This is a genomic window from Halomarina pelagica (assembly GCF_024228315.1).
Classification (GTDB): Archaea; Halobacteriota; Halobacteria; order Halobacteriales; family Haloarculaceae; genus Halomarina; species Halomarina pelagica.
Window position 1 is genome coordinate 248,045 of the sequence record NZ_CP100455.1, and the last position, 19,283, is coordinate 267,327.

The following is a 19,283-nucleotide window of genomic DNA, read 5'->3' on the forward strand; positions in this document are numbered from 1 at the left end:
CGAACGACGATGCCGCGAGCCAATCTCACGTTGACGCTGCCGGAGGGGGTGTGGGTGGGCGACGTCACGCGCGCCCACCCCGACGCGCGGATCCGTATTCTCGCCGCGCTGGCCGACGACGACGCGGGCGTCGGTCTCGCCGAGGTCTCGGCCCCCGACCTCGACGCGGTCCTCCGCGAGATCGCCGCCAGCGAGTCGGTCACCGAACTCGACGTGCTGGGACGTCGAGGCGACGGGGTACTGATCCAGTTCGAGACGACGATGCCGCTGCTCCTGCTCCCGATGCAGGACTCGGGCGTCCCGCTCGAGATGCCGTTCACCATCGAGGACGGACGGGCCGACTGGGAGATCACGGCTCCCCAGCGGCGGCTCTCCACGCTCGGCACCCAGCTCGAACGGTTCGGTATCCCGTTCACCGTCAACGAGGTCCACCAGCGGTTCGAACCGGAACAGGTCCTCACGCACCGGCAGCTCCGGCTCGTCAGCGCCGCCGTCGAACGGGGCTACTACGACACGCCCCGCCGGACGACGTTGACGGAACTCGCCGCGACGCTGGGCATCGCGAAGTCCACCTGCAGCGAGACCCTGCACCGTGCGGAGGAGAAGATCGTAAAGGAGTTCGTCGAGGACGTAGCCGACCGCGCCCCGGAGGCGCGGTCGGGATAACGCCCGTTCAGCGCGATGTTCGACCAGCACATGACTCCCCTCACTCCCCCCCAGCGAGCGATGAATCGCGATCCACTCACCGTCGACGCGCCGCGGCTCCAGGCCGTCCTCGACGCGCTCGACGATCCCGACTGCCGGGCGATCGTCGAACAACTGCGCGAACCCATGACCGCCAGCGAACTCGCCGACGCCTGCGACATCCCCCGGTCGACGACCTACCGGAAGCTCGATCTCCTCACCGACGTCGCCCTCCTCGACGAGCGCGTCTCGATCAATCCGAAGGGACACCACTCGACCCGGTACGGCGTGGCCTTCGACGAGGTCCGGATCACCCTCACCGACGACCGCACCCTCGACGCGGAGATCAACCGCCGGGCGTGGACGCCGGACGAACGCCTCTCGGAACTCTGGGACGAAGTCAGGAGGGAACTGTGAGCCCGCACGTCACCACGCTCGTCACGGTCTTCAAGACGCTCACGCTCGCGCTCGGCGGCACGATCACGTTCTACTCCTACCGGGCGTATCGCCGGACGGACGCCCCCGCGCTCCGGGCGCTCGCGCTCGGGTTCGGCATCGTCACGATCGGCGCGCTGCTCGCCGGCGTCGTCGATCAGCTCCTCCCGCTCGACGCGAACCTCGCGCTCCTCGTCGAGAGCGCCTTCACCGTCGTCGGGTTCGGACTCGTCCTCTACTCGCTGTACGCCGAGTGATCCAGCGTCGCGCCCCTCGGTCCCGTTCGACCCGTCCGACTCGACTCTCCGAGCGACGCCGATCCACTCTCTACGCCGTCACCGCCGGCGGACCGACCCCCGGTGTCGTCGCTCCGCCGAACGTGTTCGGTTCCGTTCTCGGCAACTCGGAATTAGGGCAGGCTAGATCCTAATAGAACCCCATCGTACAGCTGGTATGAAAGTGAGACGACGCACGCTCGCGAAGATCCTCGCCGTGGTCTTCGTGTTCAATCTCGTGGTGATGGGTGCGGGGGCGCTCTACTCCTACCAGCAGGCGCCGCCGATCCCGCAGGAGGTCGTCGGGCCGGACGGCGAGACGGTCGTCACGAAGGCCCAGGTACAGGCCGGGAAGGTGACGTTCCAGTCGAACGGCCTGATGAACCACGGGTCGATACTCGGTAACGGGGCCTACTACGGCGTCGACTACACCGCCGACGCGCTCGACCTGAAGGTGCAGTTCATGCGCGAGTACTACGCCCAGCAGCGGTACGACTCGGCGTACGACGCGCTGGCGGCGAGCGAGCAGGCGGCGGTCGACAGCTTCGTCCGCACCGACCTCGACGGATCGCAGTCCGGCCAGCGGATTCAGTACTCCGCCGCGGAGGTGTTCGCCCACGAGCAGGTCCGCGAGGTGTACGTCGAGCGCTACCACGAGGGGAGCGCCGAGCGCGGCGTCCCCGAGGGGATGATCGGCTCGGCGGAGGAGGCGCGCCGGTTCGCCGACTTCGCGCTCTGGACCGCCTGGATCTCCCACACGGACCGCCCAGGGAGTGACCACAGCTACACGAACGACTGGCCGTACGCCCCGGTCGCCGGGAACGTCCCGACGGGCGCGACGATGACGTGGAGCGTCGTCAGCATGATCCTGCTCGTCGCGGGCGCGGGGATCGGCGTCTGGCTCTACAAGTCGGTCGAACTCCCGGCACCGAAGACGACGGGCATCGAGATCCCACACCCCGACGACCTGCACCTCCTCCCGAGTCAGCGCGCGGTGACGCGGTTCCTGCCGGTCGCGGCGGCGCTGTTCACGCTCCAGGTGCTCCTCGGCGGGCTCCTCGCCCACTACTACGTCGAGCGCCACGCGTTCTTCGGGATCGAGGAGGTGTTCGGGGTGAAGATCCTCCAGGTGATGCCGTTCGCGATGGCGAAGACGTTCCACCTCGACCTCGGCATCCTCTGGATCGCGACCCTCTGGCTGGCGGCGGGGCTCTTCCTCCCGCCGCTGCTCACCGGATACGAGCCGCCCCGACAGCGGACGTACGTCAACGTCCTGCTCGGCGCGCTGCTCGTGGCGGCGGTCGGCGGGCTGGTCGGTATCTGGCTCGGCGCGCAGGGGTACATCGAGGGACCGCTCTGGTGGATCGTCGGGAACGAGGGCCTCGAGTACCTCGAGGTCGGCCGGCTCTGGCAGTTCGGCCTGCTCGTCGGCTTCGGTCTCTGGACCGTCCTCATCGCGCGCGGGTTCAGGCCGCTGCTCGACCGCGAGCCGAGCTACGGGCTCGCGCACATGATCATCTACGCCGGCGGGTCGATCGGCCTGCTGTTCACCGCCGGGATGCTCTACACGCCGCAGACGAACATCGTGATGACGGAGTTCTGGCGCTGGTGGGTCGTCCACATGTGGGTCGAGGGTGCCTTCGAGTTCTTCATCGTCGCCGTCGTCGGCGTCACCCTCGTGAGCATGGGACTGCTCCGGAAGCAGTCCGCCGAGAAGGCGGTCATCTTCCAGGCGCTGTTCGTGATGGGGTCGGGCGTGATCGGGGCCGCCCACCACTACTGGTGGATCGGCCAGCCCGACGTCTGGATCCCGTTCGGGAGCGTCTTCTCGACGCTCGAACTCATCCCGCTCGTGCTCATCCTGTTCGAGGCGATGGGGCAGTACCGCGCGCTGGCGACCAGCGACGAGACGTTCCCGTACACGCTGCCGTTCATGTTCATCATCGCGAGCGGCGTCTGGAACTTCGTCGGTGCCGGCGTCCTCGGGTTCTTCATCAACCTCCCGCTCGTCAACTACTACGAGCACGGCACGTACCTCACGGTCGCGCACGCCCACGCCGCGATGTTCGGCGCGTTCGGCTTCCTCGCGCTCGGGATGGCGACGTACCTCCTCCGGCTCTCGGTGCGCCCCGGCGAGTGGGTCGAACGCCGCCTCCGATGGGCGTTCTGGCTCTGGAACGTCGGGCTCGCCGTGATGGTGTTCGTCTCCGTCCTCCCGGTCGGGTTCCTCCAGCTGGAGACGGCGTTCACGGGGAACTACGCCGCCGCCCGCAGCCTCGCCTTCTACAACGGCGACCTCGTGCAACTGCTGTTCTGGGCGCGGCTCCCCGGCGACACGATGATCATCGTCGGCACGCTCGTGTTCGCCTACGACATGGTCAGAAAGCGCTTCGCGATCCGGCCGGTGTCGACGCCGGAGGAGTCGCCGGCGTCCGGGTCGATCTCAGCCCGGGTGATGGCCGAGGACGACTGACCGGACGACCGCACCGGTCGTCGAACCGGACGACCGACCTCACCGATCGTCGAACCGGGCGACGCCCGCCACCTCCTCGGGGCGGTGCTCCTCGAACGCCGCGCGCGCGATCGTCCGCCTGTGGACCTCGTCGGCCCCGTCGACGATCCGGAACATGCGAACCGTCTCGTAGAAGTCCGCCAGCGGGAGGTCGCGGGCGATGCCGTTGCCCCCGCACAGCTGGACGGCGGTATCGATCGCGTCCTGTGCGACGCTCGCGGTGAACACCTTGCTCATCGCGACCTCGACTCTGGCCTCCTCGCCCGCGGCGAGTCGGTCGGCGGCGTGGCGGATCGTCGTCCGCGCCGCGTGCAGCCGCGTCTCCGCGTCGGCGATCTCGAACCGCAACCCCTGTTTCTCGGCCAGCGGCTCGCCGAAGGCCCGCCGCTCGTGCAGGTAGGCCTTCGCGACCGCGAGCGCCCGCTCGGCCATCCCCGAGAAGCGCATGCAGTGGGTCAACCGCGCCGGGCCGAGGCGGAGCTGGACGCCCCTGAACCCCTCGTTCTCCGGCCCGAGGAGGTTCTCCCGGGGGACGCGAACGCCGTCGTACCGTATCTCCGCGTGGCTCGTCCCCCGCCCGAGGTGCGGGATGTCCCGCTCGACGTGAACGCCCGGCGCGTCGGCCGGGACGAGCAGGATCGAGCACCCGCCGTAGGGGTGGGCGTCCGGATCGGTGCGCGCGAACACGAGGAGGAGGTCAGCCTCCACCCCGTTGGTCGTCCACCACTTGTGGCCGTCGATCACCCACTCGTCGCCGTCCCGCTCCGCCCTGGTCCGGATCATCTTCGGGTCGGACCCGGCACCGGGGAGCGGTTCGGTCATCGAGAACCCCGAGACGAGGTCGCCGTCGACCAGGGGTCGCAGCCAGCGGTCCTTCTGCGCCTCCGTGCCGAGCAGTTCGAGCAGGTGCATGTTCCCCTCGTCGGGCGCGTCGACGCGCATGGCCGGGGGTCCGAGCAGGCTCCGCCCCGCCTGCTCGAACGCGGGGAGCGCGTCCCGGAGCGACACCCCCATGCCGCCCCACTCCTCGCCGATCTGCGGGCAGTAGACGCCGTAGTCGCGCGCCGCCTCGCGCAGGTCGGCCAGTTCGCTTCGGGAGACGGCCTCCACGTCGTTCCGTTCGCGCTCGACGGGGAGGACGACCTCGTCCACGAAGGCACGCGCTCGATCGGCCAGTTCCGCCGCGGTCGGGGAGTCGTCGTACTCCATCTCCCGGTACGTGCGCGGTCGGAACCCATCAGCGCCGCCCCCCGGTATCGTGGGGGTTGATACCGTTGCAGAACCCCTCCGAACCCGTCGGGCGTCCCGCCGTAGTCGGGCGCGCTGGCGAAGGTGTTCGGGAGAGGGCGTATCCCGCTCGCTCGCCACCGTCGGTACATGTCGTCCGGACTCCGGGTCGAAGTCGCGGTCAGCGCGCCGGGGGACTGCCCCGTCGCCAGCGTCTCAGCCGAGACGAACGCGCCCGTCGCGTCCGTCTCGCGCTCCTCGATAACCGACGCGACCGGGCGTATCGCCGAGGAGTTCACGCTCGACGGCGACGCGTCGCCGTCCCGCGACGACCTGACCGAAGTCGCCGCGTACAGCGGACGGACCGTCTATCGGTTCCGGCGCGGTCACGACCGGGGGTGCGTCTGCGAGAACGTCGAGGCGTTCGGGTACCCGGTCGCCGCGATCCGCGCGCGGGCGGGGACGCTCTACGTCTCGTTTCACGCCCCGGACGTAGAGACGGTGCGCGCGATCGTGACCGCGCTCCGGGAGCGCTTCTCGGGCATCCGCCTCCGAAAGCTCGTGCGTCCGGACGAGCGGTCCGGCGACGACCTCGTCTTCGTGGACCGAAGCCGACTGACCGACCGCCAGCGCGAGGTGTTACAGACCGCCTACGACGCGGGCTACTTCGAGCACCCGAAGGGGGCGAACGCGAGCGAGGTCGCGGCGCTACTCGACATCTCCCCGTCGACGTTCGCGGAGCACCTCGCCGCCGCCCAGCGGAAGGTCCTCGACGCCCTGCTGACGGCGTGAGGCCGGTCAGTCGCCGGCGTTCGGCCGACCGCGTTCTGCCGCGGTGACGACCGCCTCGCCCGACTCGGCGGGGTACAGGTCCGTCGAGAGGTAGCGCTCGCCGGTGTCCGGGAGGACGACGACGATCAGCTTCTCCCGGTTCTCGGGCCGTCGTGCGACCCGCAGCGCGGCCTCGACGGCCGCGCCGGAGGAGATCCCCGCCAGGATCCCCTCGTCGTAGGCGAGCTTTCGCGCCGCCGTGATCGCGTCCTCGCGCTCCACGGCGACGACCTCGTCGATCAGTTCCCGCCGGAGTACGTCGGGCACGAAGCCCGCGCCGATCCCCTGTATCCCGTGGCTCCCCGGCTCCCCGCCGGAGAGCACCGGCGACTCGGCGGGTTCGACGGCCACGGACCGGAACTCGTCGTCGCCCAGTTCCTCCTTGACGTACTCGGAGATCCCGGTGATGGTGCCGCCGGTGCCCACGCCGGCGACGAGAACGTCGACCCGTCCGTCCGTGTCGCTCCAGATCTCCGGACCGGTCGTCATCCGGTGGATCCACGGGTTGGCGAGGTTCGCGAACTGCTGCGGAACGAACGCGTCCCCCCGCTCGTCGGCGATGGCCTCGGCCCGTTCGATCGCGCCGGCCATCCCGTCCTCGCCGGGCGTGAGGACGAGCGTCGCCCCGAGCGCGCGCAGGAGCCGTCGGCGCTCCTCGCTCATCGAATCGGGCATCGTGAGGATCAGCTCGTACCCCTTCGCGGCCGCAGTGAACGCGAGACCGATGCCCGTGTTTCCGCTCGTGGGCTCTACGATCGCGGTCCCGTCGCCGAGCAGTCCCTCCTCCTCGGCGCGCTCGATCATCGCGACGCCGATGCGGTCCTTGACGGACCCCGCCGGGTTGAACGACTCGACCTTCCCCACGAGGTTCTCGTCGAAGGAGTCGAGTCGAACGAGCGGCGTCCGACCGATCACCTCGGTGACGTCGTCTGCGATCTTCATCGACCGTCCCGACGGCGGGAGTGCCCTTGACGCCCGTCCCCCGGTATCGGGGGGGTTCAAGCCGGCGGGCGGCGCGCCGGCCGCGTCGGTCACCCGTCGGCGCGGGGCGCGAGCACGACGAGCGCCACGCTGTCGGTCACCGCGCGCGGCGAGATGTCCCGGTCGCCGTCGAAGCGGGCGACGTCGCCCGCTTCGAGTCCCTCGCTCTCGTCGCCGACGCGCAACTCGAGTTCGCCCTCCACGACGAAGAGCACGACCTGTCGGTCCGGGTGCCGGTGGGGTTCGACGCGCTCGCCCGCCGCGAGCGTCAGCCGGATCGTCGTCGGCTCCTCGCCGGGGAAGACGTTCGCGTGCGGCCTCCCCGCGAGGGCGTCGAGTCGCTCGACCGAGATCGGGTTCGACGCCCGCGAACCGTCGCCGCCCCTCGATCCGTCGTCGGTCCCCGCGCGATCGCCGCTCCGCGTTCCGTCGTCGCGTTCCGTCATCGGATCACTCCTCCCCCGCCGCGAGCGGGTCGAACTCGCCGCGTCGAATGCCCTCGCGGACGGGGTCGTGCTCCGCGTCGGTCGGGGGCGGGGCGGTCACCAGCGCCGCTTCCAGTCCATCGCCCTCGTCGGCGCGGATCCCGCGCTCCGTGCCCGCCTCGACGACGACCACGTCGTCCGGACCCACCGCGTGCTCGTCGCTCCCCTCGCGGACCACGCCGCTCCCGGACCGGACGACGACGGCGACGTCGCTGGCCGGCGCGTGGACCGGGATGAACTGGCCGGGCTCGAAGTAGCCCAGGACGACCTTCATCCGGTCGCTCTCGAAGACCGTCCTCGCGGCGAATCGGTCCTCGTCGTACCCCCGTTCGGCGTCGAAGCTCGTGCTGACCATCGCTCACCGCCACCCGCGGGGTCGGCCGGTTCCGGTCACTCCTTCCGCCGTCGATAGCTCCACGTGCATACGAGCGGAGGATGCGCGGTGACCGCGTGTAGTTTGTGCCGAAGACGTTCGCTCCGCTCCACCGCGTCACGTCCTCCCCGCCGCGTCACGTCCTCCAGTCCGCGCGCCGAGAAAACCGTGGGACGGACGTCCCCTCCCGAACGGTCGTTCGGAGGGGCATCCGATGCGCTCTCGAGTCGAGCGGGCGGCGAGCCCCTCAGGCGGTCATCATGTCCCGACAGCTCTCCGCGCACCGGCGGAGCACGTCGGCACAGACCTGGCAGTGCTCTGCGTCGTGGCGTTCGCACTCCTCGGCGCACTCCTCGCACGCGCCGGCACAGACCTCCGCGAGTTCCGGGCTGTAGTTGGAACTGCGCGCCATGAAGCGGGCGTGGGTGGTCGCCACGTCGGCGACGTCCCGACAGAGACGCAGGCACCTCGCCATCCCCTCGCCCTCGCCGGCGCACTCGTCCGCGCACCACTCGCAGGCCTGCGCGGCCTCGAAACAGTTGTCGATGCAGTCTGCGGCTCGATCGTCGACGGGAAGTTGCTCTAGCGCCATCGCGTCTCGAACCGACGCGCCCCTGCCTCAAGCGGCTTTTCGCTAACGAACCGCGACCGAACGGCGGTAGAAGCTTCGACTGTTAGCGACGCCCGGGCACGCCGGAACGCTCCCCGACAAACTCCTTGCATACGCTGGTCCCACGGTGATAGGGAACGCGGGGGCGGGCGGCGTCACTTTGGATTACAAAGGACGGATCGACGGTCCCGGGCCCCTCTCCGCCCCAGAAAACATATGCCGGACACCGGCACAGGCCGATGTGGGCTCGGGTCCGTCGTTCGACGTCCCTGGCCCGCAGAGTGTGGTCACGAACACGACTGGCACGTCGGACGCCTGCATCGCAGGTGGCCGAGGGGACGGCGGCGAGGTACCGCCGCCCCGCACACTCCCCCTTCGATCAGCGCTCGCTCGACGAGCGCCCCGCCGCCGAACAGCGCCTCGCCGCCGAACGACGGGGTCCCGGACGAGCGACTGCCCGGCACTGCCGCCCTACCCGAGCGAGGACGCAGACGAGTCCGGTGACCCCTCACGATGGATCGGGCGTACGCACCACGCTACGAATAGCGTACGAACAGTCAATTATTATCTACGATAATGGAGCTGGATTTTTCGAGGCGGAAGGCGTTAGAGACATCGGATAACCGCATTTATACGGGGCATATGCACGATGTAATTCGTAATTGGCCATCTATTCTATCATTTTTCGAATTCACCTGTGAACCATGCACCTTTAATTCCACCAATTTAAGATAAAATTTTATCATTTTATCCAAAATACTCCGCCCTCCTCGGTCCTTCGCCGGGGCGACGAGTAACGTGCTACTCCACTGCCTCGCTGATGGCCGACCGGACCTCGTCGTGTGCGGTTCCGTTCGAGGCGACGATCCCCCTGCCGTCGGGCGTAAAGCGGTCCCCGTCGAGGTCGGTCACCGTCCCACCGGCACGTTCGACGAGGTGCGCCCCGGCGACGGTGTCCCAGGCGTTCGGTCGCGGGGAGAAGGCTACGGCGGCGTCGAGCGCGCCGCTCGCCACGAGCGAGAGGGTCAACTGGGCGGAGCCGAACCGCCGGAGTTCGCCGAACCGGTCGACGACCGCGCGCGCCAGCGCTCCGACGGCGGCGCTGTCGGCCGCCGCCCACCTGAGCGTCGCCCCCACGAGGAACGTCTCGGGGTCGCTCCGTCGGCTGACCGCGATGCGCTGCCCGTTGCGCGTCGCGCCGTCCGCCGTCGCCCGGTAGCGCTCGCCGAGCGCCGGCGCGACGTTCACCGAACTCGTCGGCTCCCCGTCGCGCACGACCGCCACGCTCGTCACCCACTGGGGGATCCCCCGGACGAAGTTCCCCGTCCCGTCGATCGGATCGACGATCCACGCGACCCCCCTCTCCGGGACGCTCCCGCGTTCGTCCCCCTCCTCGCCGACGATCCCGTCGTCGGGGAAGTACTCCTCGACCGTCGACATGACGCGTCGCTGGGTCATGCGGTCGACGTCGGTGACGAGGTCGGTCTTGCCCGACTTCCGCTCGACGGCGAGCGCCGTCCGGAAGTGGCGCTGCGCGTAGTCGGCGGCGTCGCACGCGGCGTCGATCGCGATCGTCTCTCTCGAGGGCATACGCCACCGTTCGAGGGGCGGGCGTAAATACGTCCGCCACGAGCGACGGACGGGTGGATAACGATATTACTCTTGTTACGGACTCCGGCGGGTGCGGTCTGTCGGCGCGAGCGAGGTCGCGATTCGACGGGGGCTCGCTCGGCCTCTCACGAGGGGCGAAGACCGCCGGGTCAATCGTCGTCTCGAGCGCACAGCGTGAACGCGGTCGTCCGGAGGTCGGCCTCGTAGAACGCACTGCGGAGGTCGGTCTCGTCGACGAACTCGCGCTCGGGGATCGTCCGCTCGCGGACGGACACGACGAGCGGGTCGACGTCGAACGGGTACGGGTCGAGCGCGGCGGTGGTTCCATCTTCGGGCGCGACGTCGACGTCGGTGGTCCCGTCGTCGGAAGAGACCGGTACCGGACCGAGGGTCGCCGACTCGAGTCTCGCAGGGAGACAGCAGTGGAGCGCGAGTCGGTCCCAGAACTGGAGCAGACAGTACCCTCGCCACAGCGCGTTGTCACCGCCGTAGCCCCCCGTCTCGTGGAGCGTATCGAGCATCTCGACTGCCCCGTCGGTGACGAACGCTCCGTACCGATCGGAGCCGCGGAGATCCCCCGCGAGCCGCCGCTGTCGGGACTCCTCGCGGGCGATGAACGCCGCGTACTCCTCGCTTCGGTCGGGCATCGAGGGTGCCGTGCCGTAGCGACGACGGCGGACCCCCGAGCCGTGCATCGAGACCAGCAGTCCGACGTACGGGTCCATCGTCACCGCGTTCTCGATACCCACCTCGTAGAACTGTTCCCACTTCGCGGCCGGCACCTCGAAGAGGTTGATCGGCGCGCCGTCGGTTCCCAGATGCGGGTAGAGATCCCACGTCCACCAGCCGTTGTCGTGTGTGTATCCGGCCGCACGCATCGCCGCGGTCGGGTTCGGTGCGTCGAAGCGTTCGTTCCCCCAGTGGTCGGCGAAGCGACCGGCCATCGCCGCGTGTTCGTTCTGCGTGACGATCCGGTAGCCGTCCTCCCGATTCGCGACTAACATCCACCGACACCCGCGTTTGCCGTCATACCTCCCGGATCGTCGGGGGGACGCTTGGTTCTTTCGTCGGTACTGGATCGTCGATCCCCTGCTACTGTCGCACCGGACTCGTCGAGTACTTGAGGTTGATCTCGAGTTCGTTCGCGGAGCCGAGTAACAGATCGGGGATCTCCTCCTCCAGCCAGCTCCCCTTCATCCGGTGGGCCGGCCCGGAGACGCTGAGCGCCCCGACGACGCCACCGTTGGGATCGAGGACGGGCGCGGCGACCGCTTTCAGCCCGTCGATGCACTCCTCGCGATTGAACGCGACGCCGCGCTCGCGGACCCGTTCGAGTTCGTCCGCGAGTTCGTCCCGATCCGTGATCGTGGTCGGGGTCACCGCGGGTAGCCCCCAGCGGTCGATGATGGCGTCGACCCGCTCGTCGGGGAGGTGCGCGAGGATGACCTTCCCGCCCGCGATCGTGTGGAGGTACCGTCGAGTGCCCGTCGTGGAGTTCGTCCTGACGGCGTGGGCACCGAGGCCACGGTAGAGATATACCGCTCGACCGTGCTCCTCGGTCATGAACAGCGCACGTTCTTCCGTCTGTTCGGCGAGCTGGTCGACGATGGGACGCGCCATCCCGTAGACGGGGTTGCGTTCGCGAGTGTACTCGCCGATCCCGAGGAACCGGAGTCCGAGGTGGTACTCGTCGCCTTCCTTCACGACGTACTCGTTGGCTTCGAGCGTCGAGAGGTGGCGGTGGACGGTACTCTTCCCGATACCCAGGTGATCGGCGAGTTCGGTCACCCGCGCGCCGTCGAGTTCCCGAACGCCTTCGACGACGGTGAGCAGGGTCTCGGCGGATTTCACCCTGCCGCTGGTGTTCGTGGGGTCCATGCCGGAGCATGGACCCCCGCCGCCTTTAGTGTTCCGCAGGGGAGAACGGCTCGAAATCAGCTAAACGGCGTTTCGGGGCCTGAAACGTCGCGCGAAAGGGTTAGTAGTTCTACAACGCTCGTCCCGTGCTGAGGGATTTACTCCGGTGTGAGTAATGATAACACGATATAACCGCCACTTTCGAGGTGAACTGAACGCACGGGCCGCCGTGAACCACCGGTACGTACTTAAAATCCCCGAGGGCGGAACGTCGACATCTCGACGGAAATACGGACCTACCGGCCGGGAACTCGCGTCTGACCGTGTATCGGGGACCGATGCAGCGGCCGATCGGTCCCTGCGTCCGGTGACTCCGGGAGAACGAAAACCGACTGACGGTTCGTACCGGCGGTCAGATCGGTCGGTCGAGGTGGGTGCCGTCGCCCGGTTCGCCGACGATCTCGCCGTCTTCGAAGGCGACCCGTCCGCGAACGATCGTGTGCGTCGGCCACCCCGTCATCTCTCTCCCCTCGTAGATCGAGTAATCGGCGGCACCCTGGAGAAGTTCCGGGGTGACGGTCCTGGTGTCGTCGAGGTCGACGACGACGAGGTCGGCGTCGCTCCCCACGCGGATCGCTCCCTTCTTGGGGTAGAGGTTCCAGGCCTTCGCCGCGTTCGTACTCGTCACCTCGACCGCCCGCTCGAGCGACAGGCGGCCCGCGTTCACCCCCTCCGACAGGATCAACGGCAACATGGTCGAACTGGACGGGAAGCCGAGCGCGCTGTCGCGGATGCCGTCGCCGAGTTTGGTCTCGGTCAGGTTCGCGCAATGGTCGGTGCCGATACAGTCGATGGTGCCGTCGGCGAGTCGCTTCCACAGGGTCTCCTGGTCGTCTCCTCCGCGAACCGGTGGGTTGACCTTCATTCGCTCGTCGCACTCCTCGGTCGTCAGGGTGAGGTAGTGGGGGCAGGTTTCGCCCCAGAGACGGTAGCCGGCGGCTCTGAGGGCGGCGAGTTCGTCGGCGGTGCGTCCCGAGGAGATGTGGACGGCGTAGAAGTTCTCGTCGTAGTCGTGGCACTTCGCGAGCGCCGCGCCCGCGACCATGCTCTGGGTCTCCGCGTACCCGGGGAACTCCTCTACCATCACCTCGTATCCCTCGTCGGCGTCGACCTCGGCGTCGCCGGACTCGGAGGTGACGTAGACGTTCCCCCCCGCGAGCGCGTTCGTGATCTCGACGTTTTCGGAGTGATAGCCGAGCGTCGTCGGCACGTCCTGCGCGGCGAGCGTCCTTACGAAGGCGTCGCCGAAGTCGTCGAGCATGTCGCAGTCGACGCCGAACTTGTCGGCGGCGGCGTACTTGTAGTTCATGTACCACTTGAACGAGGTGATGCCCAGTTCGTTCACGATGTAGGGGATCTCCTCGACGTGCTCGAACGAGAGCAGTCCGAGCGAGAAGAAGTAGTCGTGGTAGTAGTTCGCCTCGGCCTCGGCGAAGTACCCGTCCATGATGTCGGCGTAGGCCCCCGGCCGGCGGAAGTAGTTCCCGATGGTCGTCACGCCCCCGACGAGGTCCGAGCGGGATTCGCTCTCGGCGTCCGCTTCGAGACCGCGGTAGATGCCGTGGTGGGTGTGGGGGTCGATGGCTCCGGGGAGGACGTGGTTACCGGTGGCGTCGACGACGCGGTCGCCGGTCAGCGAGTTGGGGCGGGCGATCGCCGAGACGACGCCGTCGTCGGCGGCGACGTCCGCGCGGAGCGTACCCTGATCGGGCGTCACCACCGTCCCGTTGCGCACCACGAGATCGTGACTCATTCGAGCGCCCCCATCTCGTCGAGGTAGGACTTCACCTCGTCGACCTCGAGTACCTCGGCGTACTTCATCCAGAGGTCGAGCAGCCCGATCCGGTGCGACGCCTCGATGCGGTCGAAGACGCACTCCTGCGGGAGGACCACGTTGAACCCGTTCGACTGCGCGTCGACCGCGGTCGCGCGGACGCAGCCGGACGTCGAGTTGCCGACGATGACCACGGTGTCGACGTCCGAACGAATGAGCCGCGAGAGTAGGTCCGTCCCGTAGAACGCGCTCGCGTAGGACTTCTCGATCACCGCGTCGCCCTCCCGCGGCGCGATGGGTTCGACGATCTCGAGGTCCGGATGGTCGGGGTCGTCGTAGCTCGACGGGACGACCCGCGTGTAGGTGATCGGGATGTCGTTTCCGCGGGCGAACCCGAGGAACGGCTCCATGTGATCGATGGCCCGCCACGCGACCTCGCCCATCGCCGTCCGGTACTCCTCGACGGCCTCGAGGATGGGAACGTCCTCCCCGACGATGAGCCGTTGCATGTCGATGACGAGCACCATCGGGTTCTCGCCGAGCCCACGCGATTCCCACGATGACGCCCCTTCCTTGTCGTAGCCGGCCTTCGTGATGACCTGCCTGTCCCGTTCGGTCAACAGGTCCTCCCAGATTCGCTCAGTCATGGGTGATAATCACAATCGAGTTCGGACGGCAGGCGGTATAAAATTTCGTACCCGCTCGTCCCCGGGGACGGGAGGTGACGGGAGGTGATGGGACGAGACGGGATGGGAGGGGACGAGACGCCGAACGCTCGGCCGGGTAGCGGGAGGTGTACGATACGTTTACAATCCCCGAACGCGGCGGGAGATACATGAGCGAGGCCGAACAGCCGACTATCGACGACGACAGGGAGGAGGTCGTCCCCGCCTCGGCGGTCGAGTGGGACGTGGAGACGGACGTGCTCGTCGCGGGCGCGGGGGGCACGGGGCTCGTCGCGGCGCTCGCGGCCTGCGAGGACCCCGACCTCACGGTGACCGTACTGGAGAAGGCCCCCGAGCCCGGCGGGAACACCGCGCTCTCGACGGGGATGGTCCCCGCGGCCGGGACGCGACTCCAGCGGGAGAAGGGGATCGAGGAGACGCCCGAGGACATGGCTCGCGACATCATGGAGAAGAACGGCCACCAGGCCGACGAGGGGATGGTCCTCCACCTCGCCCGCGAGAGCGCGAACCTCGTTCACTGGCTCGTCGACTGGGGTGTCACCCTCCACCTCGTGGACGACTTCAAGTACCCGAAACACTCGGAGTTCCGGATGCACGCTCCCGAGGGGAACAACGGCGCGAACCTCGTCGCGGAACTCGTCGACCTCCTGCGGGCTCGCCCCAACGTGGAACTCCTCACGAACGCCCCCGTCACCAGGCTCGTCGCGGAGGACGGCGTCGTCGTCGGTGTCGTCGCGGGCGACCGCCGCGAGGAGGTCATTCGCGCGAGGAAGGTCGTCCTCGCGACCGACGGGTTCGGCGGCAACCGACGGATGATCCGCGAGTACTGCGAGGAGGAGATCGACGACGCGCTCTACTTCGGAGCGGACGGCAACACGGGCGACGGCATCCGGTTCGGAGCCGACCTCGGCGGCGAACTCGCCTACATGGACGCCTACCAGGGTCACGCGACGGTCGCGCGGGACACCGGGGCGCTCTCGACGTACGCCGTCGTGATGAACGGCGGGATCCTCGTCAACGAGGACGGCGAGCGGTTCGGCGACGAGTCGGCCGGCTACTCCGAGTTCGCCGTCGACGTGCTCCGCCAGCCGGGCGGCGTCGCCTACGAGATCTTCGACGAGCGCATCTTCGAGCGGCTCCGGGGCCAGTTCGACGACTTCGACGAGGCGGTGAAGCTCGGCGCGTACGCCGAGGCCGACACCGTCGCGGACCTCTGTGCCCGCCTCGGTTGTGCCGCCGAGCCGACCGAGGCGTCGGTCGAGGCGTACAACGCGGCGGTCGAGGCCGGCGAACCGGACGAAGTCGGTCGCACCGACGGCGTCCACACGCTCTCCCCGCCGTTCTACGGAACCCGGGTGACGGGCGCGCTGTTCCACACCCAGGGCGGTCTGGTCGTCGACGAGCACGCCCGCGTCCTCCGCGAGGACGGGACGACGGTCGGAAACCTCTACGCCGGGGGTGGCGTCGCCTGCGGCGTCAGCGGTCACGGGGCCGGCGGGTACCTCTCGGGGAACGGCCTGACGGCCGCGCTCGGACTCGGTCGACTGGCGGGGATCCACGCCCGCGAATCGCTCACGGAATAGGTCGCACGGAATCGGTCGTGATCACCGCACCTCGTTCGGCAGCCGCGTCCCGAGCAGCAGCGCGACGGTCGCGACCCCGGCCAGGAGGAGAAACGCCTCGTCGAACAGCCCCGCGTCCGCGAGCGATCCCACGAGCACCGGTCCCCCGGCCGCGAGCACGAGGTAGGCCGTTCGTATCAGGCCGAACCCGCTTCCCTGCACCGTGTCGGGCAGGACGGCGATGGCGTGGGCGTTGGCGACCGGCCAGAACCCGAGTTGAACGCCGAGCAGAACGGTAACCCCCGCCAGCGCGACGGCGTCGTCGAACACCGGGAGCAGGGCGAGCGCCCCGATGGTGACGAGGGTGGCGGCGAGCAGCGTCGTCTTCGTTCCGAGGCGGTCGCTGGCCGCACCCGCGAGCGGCTGGACGACCACGCCCGTGGCGAAGAAGAGCCCGTAGAGCGCGGCCGCGGTGCCGTCGGGGAGCTGCTTGGCGGTGACGAGATACGTGGGATAGAAGCTCGTGAACCCCTGGTACACGAGCGACATCGTGAACATCATCCCGGCGACGAGCAGCGGGACGGGTCGGAGGACGCCCGCCAGCGCCGTCCGAATCGAGCGTCCGTCGTCCGCCGAAACTACCGGATGAGTGCGCTGGGGGACCGTCAACCACAGGCCGACGGCGGTGGCCGCGAACGGGAGGGCGATGACGCCGAGTCCGCCGCGCCAGCCGAGAGCCGTGGCGGCCAGGAGGCCGGCGACGACCGGGAGCACCGCGGTCCCCACGTTGCCCGCCGCTTGACTGAGGCCGATGGCGGTCGCCGTGACGCGGGGGTACACGTCCGACATGATGGTCATCCGGGTCGTCGAGTAGAGGCCGGTACCGACGCCGAAGACGACCGTTCCGGCGACGAACGAGCCGACGTCGGGGGCCAGCGCGGCGATCGCGACCCCGACCGTCGAGACGACCGTGCTCGCCGCCAGCGTCGCCCGCTCGCCGACGCGATCGCCGAGCAGACCGCCGGGAAACTGCGAGACGGCGTAGGCGATCCACAGCGCGGTGAGCACCAGGCCGGCCCCCGTGAGATCGAGCCCGAGTCCGACCCGTATCCGGGGGAGCAACGCCGGGAAGACGAGCCGCGTCCCGATGGAGAGCAACCACCCGAGGGTGACGGCGAGAAACAGCCACCCGCGGCCCTCGCCGCGTAGCTGGCTCACGACCTCCCGAACGGAGCCGTGAACGTCGTCTACCACGGGGTCCCCTCACCCCCGACGGTCGGCGTGACGATTCGGACCACGTCAGACGGGTCGGTCGACGTGGGTGCCGTCGCCCGGTTCGCCGACGACCTCGCCGTCTTCGAAGGCGACCCGCCCGCGAACGACCGTGTGCGTCGGCCACCCCGTCACCTCCATCCCCTCGTAGATCGAGTAGTCCGCACCGCTCTGCAGGAGGTCGGGGGTGACGGTCCTGGTGTCGTCGAGGTCGACGACGACGAGGTCGGCGTCGCTCCCCACGCGGATCGCTCCCTTCTTGGGGTAGAGGTTCCAGGCCTTCGCCGCGTTCGTACTCGTCACCTCGACCGCTCGCTCCAGCGATAGTCGCCCCGCGTTCACCCCCTCCGACAGCACCAGCGGTAACATCGTCTGCGTGCCCGAGAACGCGAGCTTCGTCTCCCAGATGTCGTCGCCCAGTTTCTCGTCGAGCGTGTTACAGACGTGATCGGTGCCGACGCAGTCGATGGTGCCGTCGGCGAGCCGCGCCCACAGCGTTTCGCGATCCTCCGCCCCGCGCATCGGGGGCGTCACCTTCATCCGGGCGTCACACTCGTCGGCCGTGTAGACGAGGTAGTGGGGGCAGGTTTCGCCCCAGAGACGGTAGCCGGCGGCTCTGAGGGCGGCGAGTTCGTCGGCGGTGCGTCCCGAGGAGATGTGGACGGCGTAGAAGTTCTCGTCGTAGTCGTGGCACTTCGCGAGCGCTGCACCCGCGACCATGCTCTGGGTCTCCGCGTACCCGGGGTACCGTTCGCGCAGGGCGTGGTAGTCGGCGTCCGGGTCGCCGGGATCCAGCAACGACCGCGTGATCTCGGCGTTCTCCGCGTGGTAGCCGAGCGTCGTCGGCACGTCCTGCGCGGCGAGCGCCTGAATCATCCCGTCGCCGACGTCGTCCAGCAGGTAGTCGTCGAGGCCGAACTTCTCCCGCGTCATGAACTTGTAGAGGGCGTACCACTTGAACGAGGTGATGCCCAGTTCGTTCACGATGTAGGGGATCTCCTCGACGTGGTCGTGCGAGAGGATACCGAGCGTGTAGAAGTAGTCGTGGTAACTGTTCGCCTCGCTCCGCTCGACGTAGTCGGCCATGATCTCGGGGTAGGACCCCGGCCGGCGGAAGATGTTCCCGACGGTCGTCACGCCCCCGACGAGGTCTCCGCGGGTCTCCGTCTCGTGGTCGAGCGCGTAGTCCCGGTACAGGCCGTAGTGAACGTGCGGGTCGATGGCTCCGGGGAGGACGTGGTTGCCGGTGGCGTCGACGACGTGCTCGCCGGTCAGCGAGTTGGGGCGGGCGATCGCCGAGACGACGCCGTCGTCGGCGGCGACGTCCGCGCGGAGCGTACCCTGATCGGGCGTCACCACCGTCCCGTTGCACACCACCAGGTCGTGGCTCACGCCGCCACCTCCCGGAAGTAGGCCTGCACGTCCGCGGTCGACCACACCTGTCCGTACCGCTCGTCGATGTCGACCAGCGCGACGGCGGTGGACGCCTGCACCCGGTCGAAGACGCACTCGCGTGGCGTGAGGACGGCGAATCCTAACTCCGCGGCGTCGAGCGCCGTCGATCGGACGCAACCGCTCGCCGAACAGCCGAGGACGACGACGGTGTCCACGCCGCGTCGGACCAGCCGCGAGACGAGGTCGGTCCCGTAGAAGGCGCTGGAGTACGACTTGTCGAGCACGAGATCGCCCTCGTGCGGCGTCGCCTCGTCGACGATCCGGACGTCGCGGGCGGTGAGCCCGCTCCTGGCTCCCGGAATCACGCGCGTGTAGGCGATCGGTACGCCGCACTCGCGGGCGACCGAGAGCAGCGGGAGGACGTGATCGAGCGCCCGGTACGCGACCTCGCCCATCGCCGTCCGGTACTCCTCGACGGCCTCGGGGATGGGGACGTCCCGGCCGAACAAGTGTCGCTGGAGGTCGATCGCCAGTACCATCGGGCTCTCGCCCGGACTGCGCCGGGGGGTGAGCCCCGGCAGCGGTTTCTCGGTCGTCGCGGCGAGTACCTCACGGTCGCTCGCGGCGAGGACGGGGTCTCGCTCGCACATGGG

The 19,283-nt window shown here is 68.8% G+C and carries 19 protein-coding genes; 6 read left to right on the forward strand and 13 right to left on the reverse strand.

The window, feature by feature from the left end; all coding sequences use genetic code 11:
* Window positions 1-9: 9 nt before the first annotated feature.
* From NKI68_RS19705 to NKI68_RS19720, 4 genes are all read left to right on the forward strand, one after another.
* The gene (locus NKI68_RS19705; RefSeq protein WP_254547008.1) at window positions 10-666 is read left to right on the forward strand and encodes a helix-turn-helix domain-containing protein; all 657 of its coding nucleotides are present in this window, start codon (window positions 10-12) and stop codon (window positions 664-666) included.
* Between the two features lie 60 nt (window positions 667-726).
* The gene (locus NKI68_RS19710) at window positions 727-1,101 is read left to right on the forward strand and encodes a winged helix-turn-helix domain-containing protein (protein ID WP_254547009.1); all 375 of its coding nucleotides are present in this window, start codon (window positions 727-729) and stop codon (window positions 1,099-1,101) included.
* Window positions 1,098-1,376 carry a DUF7521 family protein gene (locus tag NKI68_RS19715; RefSeq protein WP_254547010.1) on the forward strand — a complete coding sequence of 93 codons (279 nt, stop codon included), beginning with the start codon at window positions 1,098-1,100 and terminating at the stop codon, window positions 1,374-1,376. Before NKI68_RS19710 ends, NKI68_RS19715 begins: the two co-directional genes overlap by 4 nt.
* A gap of 196 nt (window positions 1,377-1,572) precedes the next feature.
* Window positions 1,573-3,867, forward strand: a complete 2,295-nt coding sequence (locus NKI68_RS19720; RefSeq protein WP_254547011.1) for a nitric-oxide reductase large subunit — start codon at window positions 1,573-1,575, stop codon at window positions 3,865-3,867.
* Between the two features lie 39 nt (window positions 3,868-3,906).
* Here NKI68_RS19720 and NKI68_RS19725 read toward each other — a convergent pair whose 3' ends face one another.
* Complete coding sequence (locus NKI68_RS19725) at window positions 3,907-5,115, reverse strand: acyl-CoA dehydrogenase family protein (protein WP_254547012.1); 1,209 nt, start codon at window positions 5,113-5,115, stop codon at window positions 3,907-3,909.
* 168 nt (window positions 5,116-5,283) lie between these two features.
* Here NKI68_RS19725 and NKI68_RS19730 point away from each other — a divergent pair, with 168 nt between their 5' ends.
* Window positions 5,284-5,925 (forward strand): helix-turn-helix domain-containing protein, encoded by a 642-nt coding sequence (locus NKI68_RS19730; protein ID WP_254547013.1) that lies wholly within the window; start codon window positions 5,284-5,286, stop codon window positions 5,923-5,925.
* A 6-nt stretch (window positions 5,926-5,931) separates the two neighbouring features.
* Here the strand turns inward: NKI68_RS19730 and cysK are convergent, their stop codons facing one another.
* The 9 genes from cysK to NKI68_RS19775 form a co-directional block, all read right to left on the reverse strand.
* Window positions 5,932-6,906 carry a cysteine synthase A gene (cysK, locus tag NKI68_RS19735; protein WP_254547014.1) on the reverse strand — a complete coding sequence of 325 codons (975 nt, stop codon included), beginning with the start codon at window positions 6,904-6,906 and terminating at the stop codon, window positions 5,932-5,934.
* A gap of 89 nt (window positions 6,907-6,995) precedes the next feature.
* On the reverse strand, window positions 6,996-7,391 hold the full coding sequence (locus NKI68_RS19740) for a cupin domain-containing protein (RefSeq protein ID WP_368410985.1): 396 nt from the start codon (window positions 7,389-7,391) through the stop codon (window positions 6,996-6,998).
* 4 nt (window positions 7,392-7,395) lie between these two features.
* Window positions 7,396-7,785, reverse strand: a complete 390-nt coding sequence (locus tag NKI68_RS19745; RefSeq protein ID WP_254547015.1) for a cupin domain-containing protein — start codon at window positions 7,783-7,785, stop codon at window positions 7,396-7,398.
* A gap of 265 nt (window positions 7,786-8,050) precedes the next feature.
* On the reverse strand, window positions 8,051-8,395 hold the full coding sequence (locus NKI68_RS19750; RefSeq protein ID WP_254547016.1) for a four-helix bundle copper-binding protein: 345 nt from the start codon (window positions 8,393-8,395) through the stop codon (window positions 8,051-8,053).
* 819 nt (window positions 8,396-9,214) lie between these two features.
* Window positions 9,215-10,003, reverse strand: a complete 789-nt coding sequence (locus NKI68_RS19755) for an inositol monophosphatase family protein (protein ID WP_254547017.1) — start codon at window positions 10,001-10,003, stop codon at window positions 9,215-9,217.
* A 170-nt stretch (window positions 10,004-10,173) separates the two neighbouring features.
* Entirely contained in the window at window positions 10,174-11,028 is an 855-nt protein-coding gene (locus NKI68_RS19760; protein ID WP_254547018.1) for a DUF3891 family protein, read from the reverse strand.
* Between the two features lie 88 nt (window positions 11,029-11,116).
* Complete coding sequence (locus NKI68_RS19765) at window positions 11,117-11,902, reverse strand: IclR family transcriptional regulator (protein WP_254547019.1); 786 nt, start codon at window positions 11,900-11,902, stop codon at window positions 11,117-11,119.
* A gap of 391 nt (window positions 11,903-12,293) precedes the next feature.
* Complete coding sequence (locus NKI68_RS19770; protein WP_254547020.1) at window positions 12,294-13,694, reverse strand: dihydroorotase; 1,401 nt, start codon at window positions 13,692-13,694, stop codon at window positions 12,294-12,296.
* Entirely contained in the window at window positions 13,691-14,362 is a 672-nt protein-coding gene (locus tag NKI68_RS19775) for an isochorismatase family protein (RefSeq protein WP_254547021.1), read from the reverse strand. Before NKI68_RS19775 ends, NKI68_RS19770 begins: the two co-directional genes overlap by 4 nt.
* Window positions 14,363-14,550: 188 nt before the next feature.
* Here NKI68_RS19775 and NKI68_RS19780 point away from each other — a divergent pair, with 188 nt between their 5' ends.
* Window positions 14,551-15,984 carry an FAD-dependent oxidoreductase gene (locus NKI68_RS19780; RefSeq protein WP_254547022.1) on the forward strand — a complete coding sequence of 478 codons (1,434 nt, stop codon included), beginning with the start codon at window positions 14,551-14,553 and terminating at the stop codon, window positions 15,982-15,984.
* Window positions 15,985-16,005: 21 nt separating this feature from the next.
* On the opposite strand, the gene NKI68_RS19785 is transcribed toward NKI68_RS19780, so the two are convergent.
* Genes NKI68_RS19785 through NKI68_RS19795 form a run of 3 tightly spaced genes read right to left on the reverse strand, consistent with a single transcriptional unit; the run spans window position 16,006 to window position 19,280 of the window.
* Entirely contained in the window at window positions 16,006-17,217 is a 1,212-nt protein-coding gene (locus NKI68_RS19785) for an MFS transporter (RefSeq protein WP_254547023.1), read from the reverse strand.
* 45 nt (window positions 17,218-17,262) lie between these two features.
* Window positions 17,263-18,627: a dihydroorotase gene (locus NKI68_RS19790; RefSeq protein ID WP_254547024.1), complete on the reverse strand. Its 1,365-nt coding sequence runs from the start codon at window positions 18,625-18,627 to the stop codon at window positions 17,263-17,265.
* Window positions 18,624-19,280 (reverse strand): isochorismatase family protein, encoded by a 657-nt coding sequence (locus NKI68_RS19795; protein WP_254547025.1) that lies wholly within the window; start codon window positions 19,278-19,280, stop codon window positions 18,624-18,626. Before NKI68_RS19795 ends, NKI68_RS19790 begins: the two co-directional genes overlap by 4 nt.
* Window positions 19,281-19,283 lie beyond the last annotated feature (3 nt).

Bases quoted from the DNA above. Each gene is read 5' to 3' on its own strand.
- NKI68_RS19705 (WP_254547008.1), top strand. From the start codon at position 10: ATGCCGCGAGCCAATCTCACGTTGACGCTGCCGGAGGGGGTGTGGGTG.
- NKI68_RS19710 (WP_254547009.1), top strand. From the start codon at position 727: ATGAATCGCGATCCACTCACCGTCGACGCGCCGCGGCTCCAGGCCGTC.
- NKI68_RS19720 (WP_254547011.1), top strand. From the start codon at position 1,573: ATGAAAGTGAGACGACGCACGCTCGCGAAGATCCTCGCCGTGGTCTTC.
- NKI68_RS19725 (WP_254547012.1), bottom strand. From the start codon at position 5,115: ATGGAGTACGACGACTCCCCGACCGCGGCGGAACTGGCCGATCGAGCG.
- NKI68_RS19730 (WP_254547013.1), top strand. From the start codon at position 5,284: ATGTCGTCCGGACTCCGGGTCGAAGTCGCGGTCAGCGCGCCGGGGGAC.
- cysK (WP_254547014.1), bottom strand. From the start codon at position 6,906: ATGAAGATCGCAGACGACGTCACCGAGGTGATCGGTCGGACGCCGCTC.
- NKI68_RS19740 (WP_368410985.1), bottom strand. From the start codon at position 7,391: ATGACGGAACGCGACGACGGAACGCGGAGCGGCGATCGCGCGGGGACC.
- NKI68_RS19745 (WP_254547015.1), bottom strand. From the start codon at position 7,785: ATGGTCAGCACGAGCTTCGACGCCGAACGGGGGTACGACGAGGACCGA.
- NKI68_RS19750 (WP_254547016.1), bottom strand. From the start codon at position 8,395: ATGGCGCTAGAGCAACTTCCCGTCGACGATCGAGCCGCAGACTGCATC.
- NKI68_RS19755 (WP_254547017.1), bottom strand. From the start codon at position 10,003: ATGCCCTCGAGAGAGACGATCGCGATCGACGCCGCGTGCGACGCCGCC.
- NKI68_RS19760 (WP_254547018.1), bottom strand. From the start codon at position 11,028: ATGTTAGTCGCGAATCGGGAGGACGGCTACCGGATCGTCACGCAGAAC.
- NKI68_RS19765 (WP_254547019.1), bottom strand. From the start codon at position 11,902: ATGGACCCCACGAACACCAGCGGCAGGGTGAAATCCGCCGAGACCCTG.
- NKI68_RS19770 (WP_254547020.1), bottom strand. From the start codon at position 13,694: ATGAGTCACGATCTCGTGGTGCGCAACGGGACGGTGGTGACGCCCGAT.
- NKI68_RS19775 (WP_254547021.1), bottom strand. From the start codon at position 14,362: ATGACTGAGCGAATCTGGGAGGACCTGTTGACCGAACGGGACAGGCAG.
- NKI68_RS19780 (WP_254547022.1), top strand. From the start codon at position 14,551: ATGAGCGAGGCCGAACAGCCGACTATCGACGACGACAGGGAGGAGGTC.
- NKI68_RS19795 (WP_254547025.1), bottom strand. From the start codon at position 19,280: ATGTGCGAGCGAGACCCCGTCCTCGCCGCGAGCGACCGTGAGGTACTC.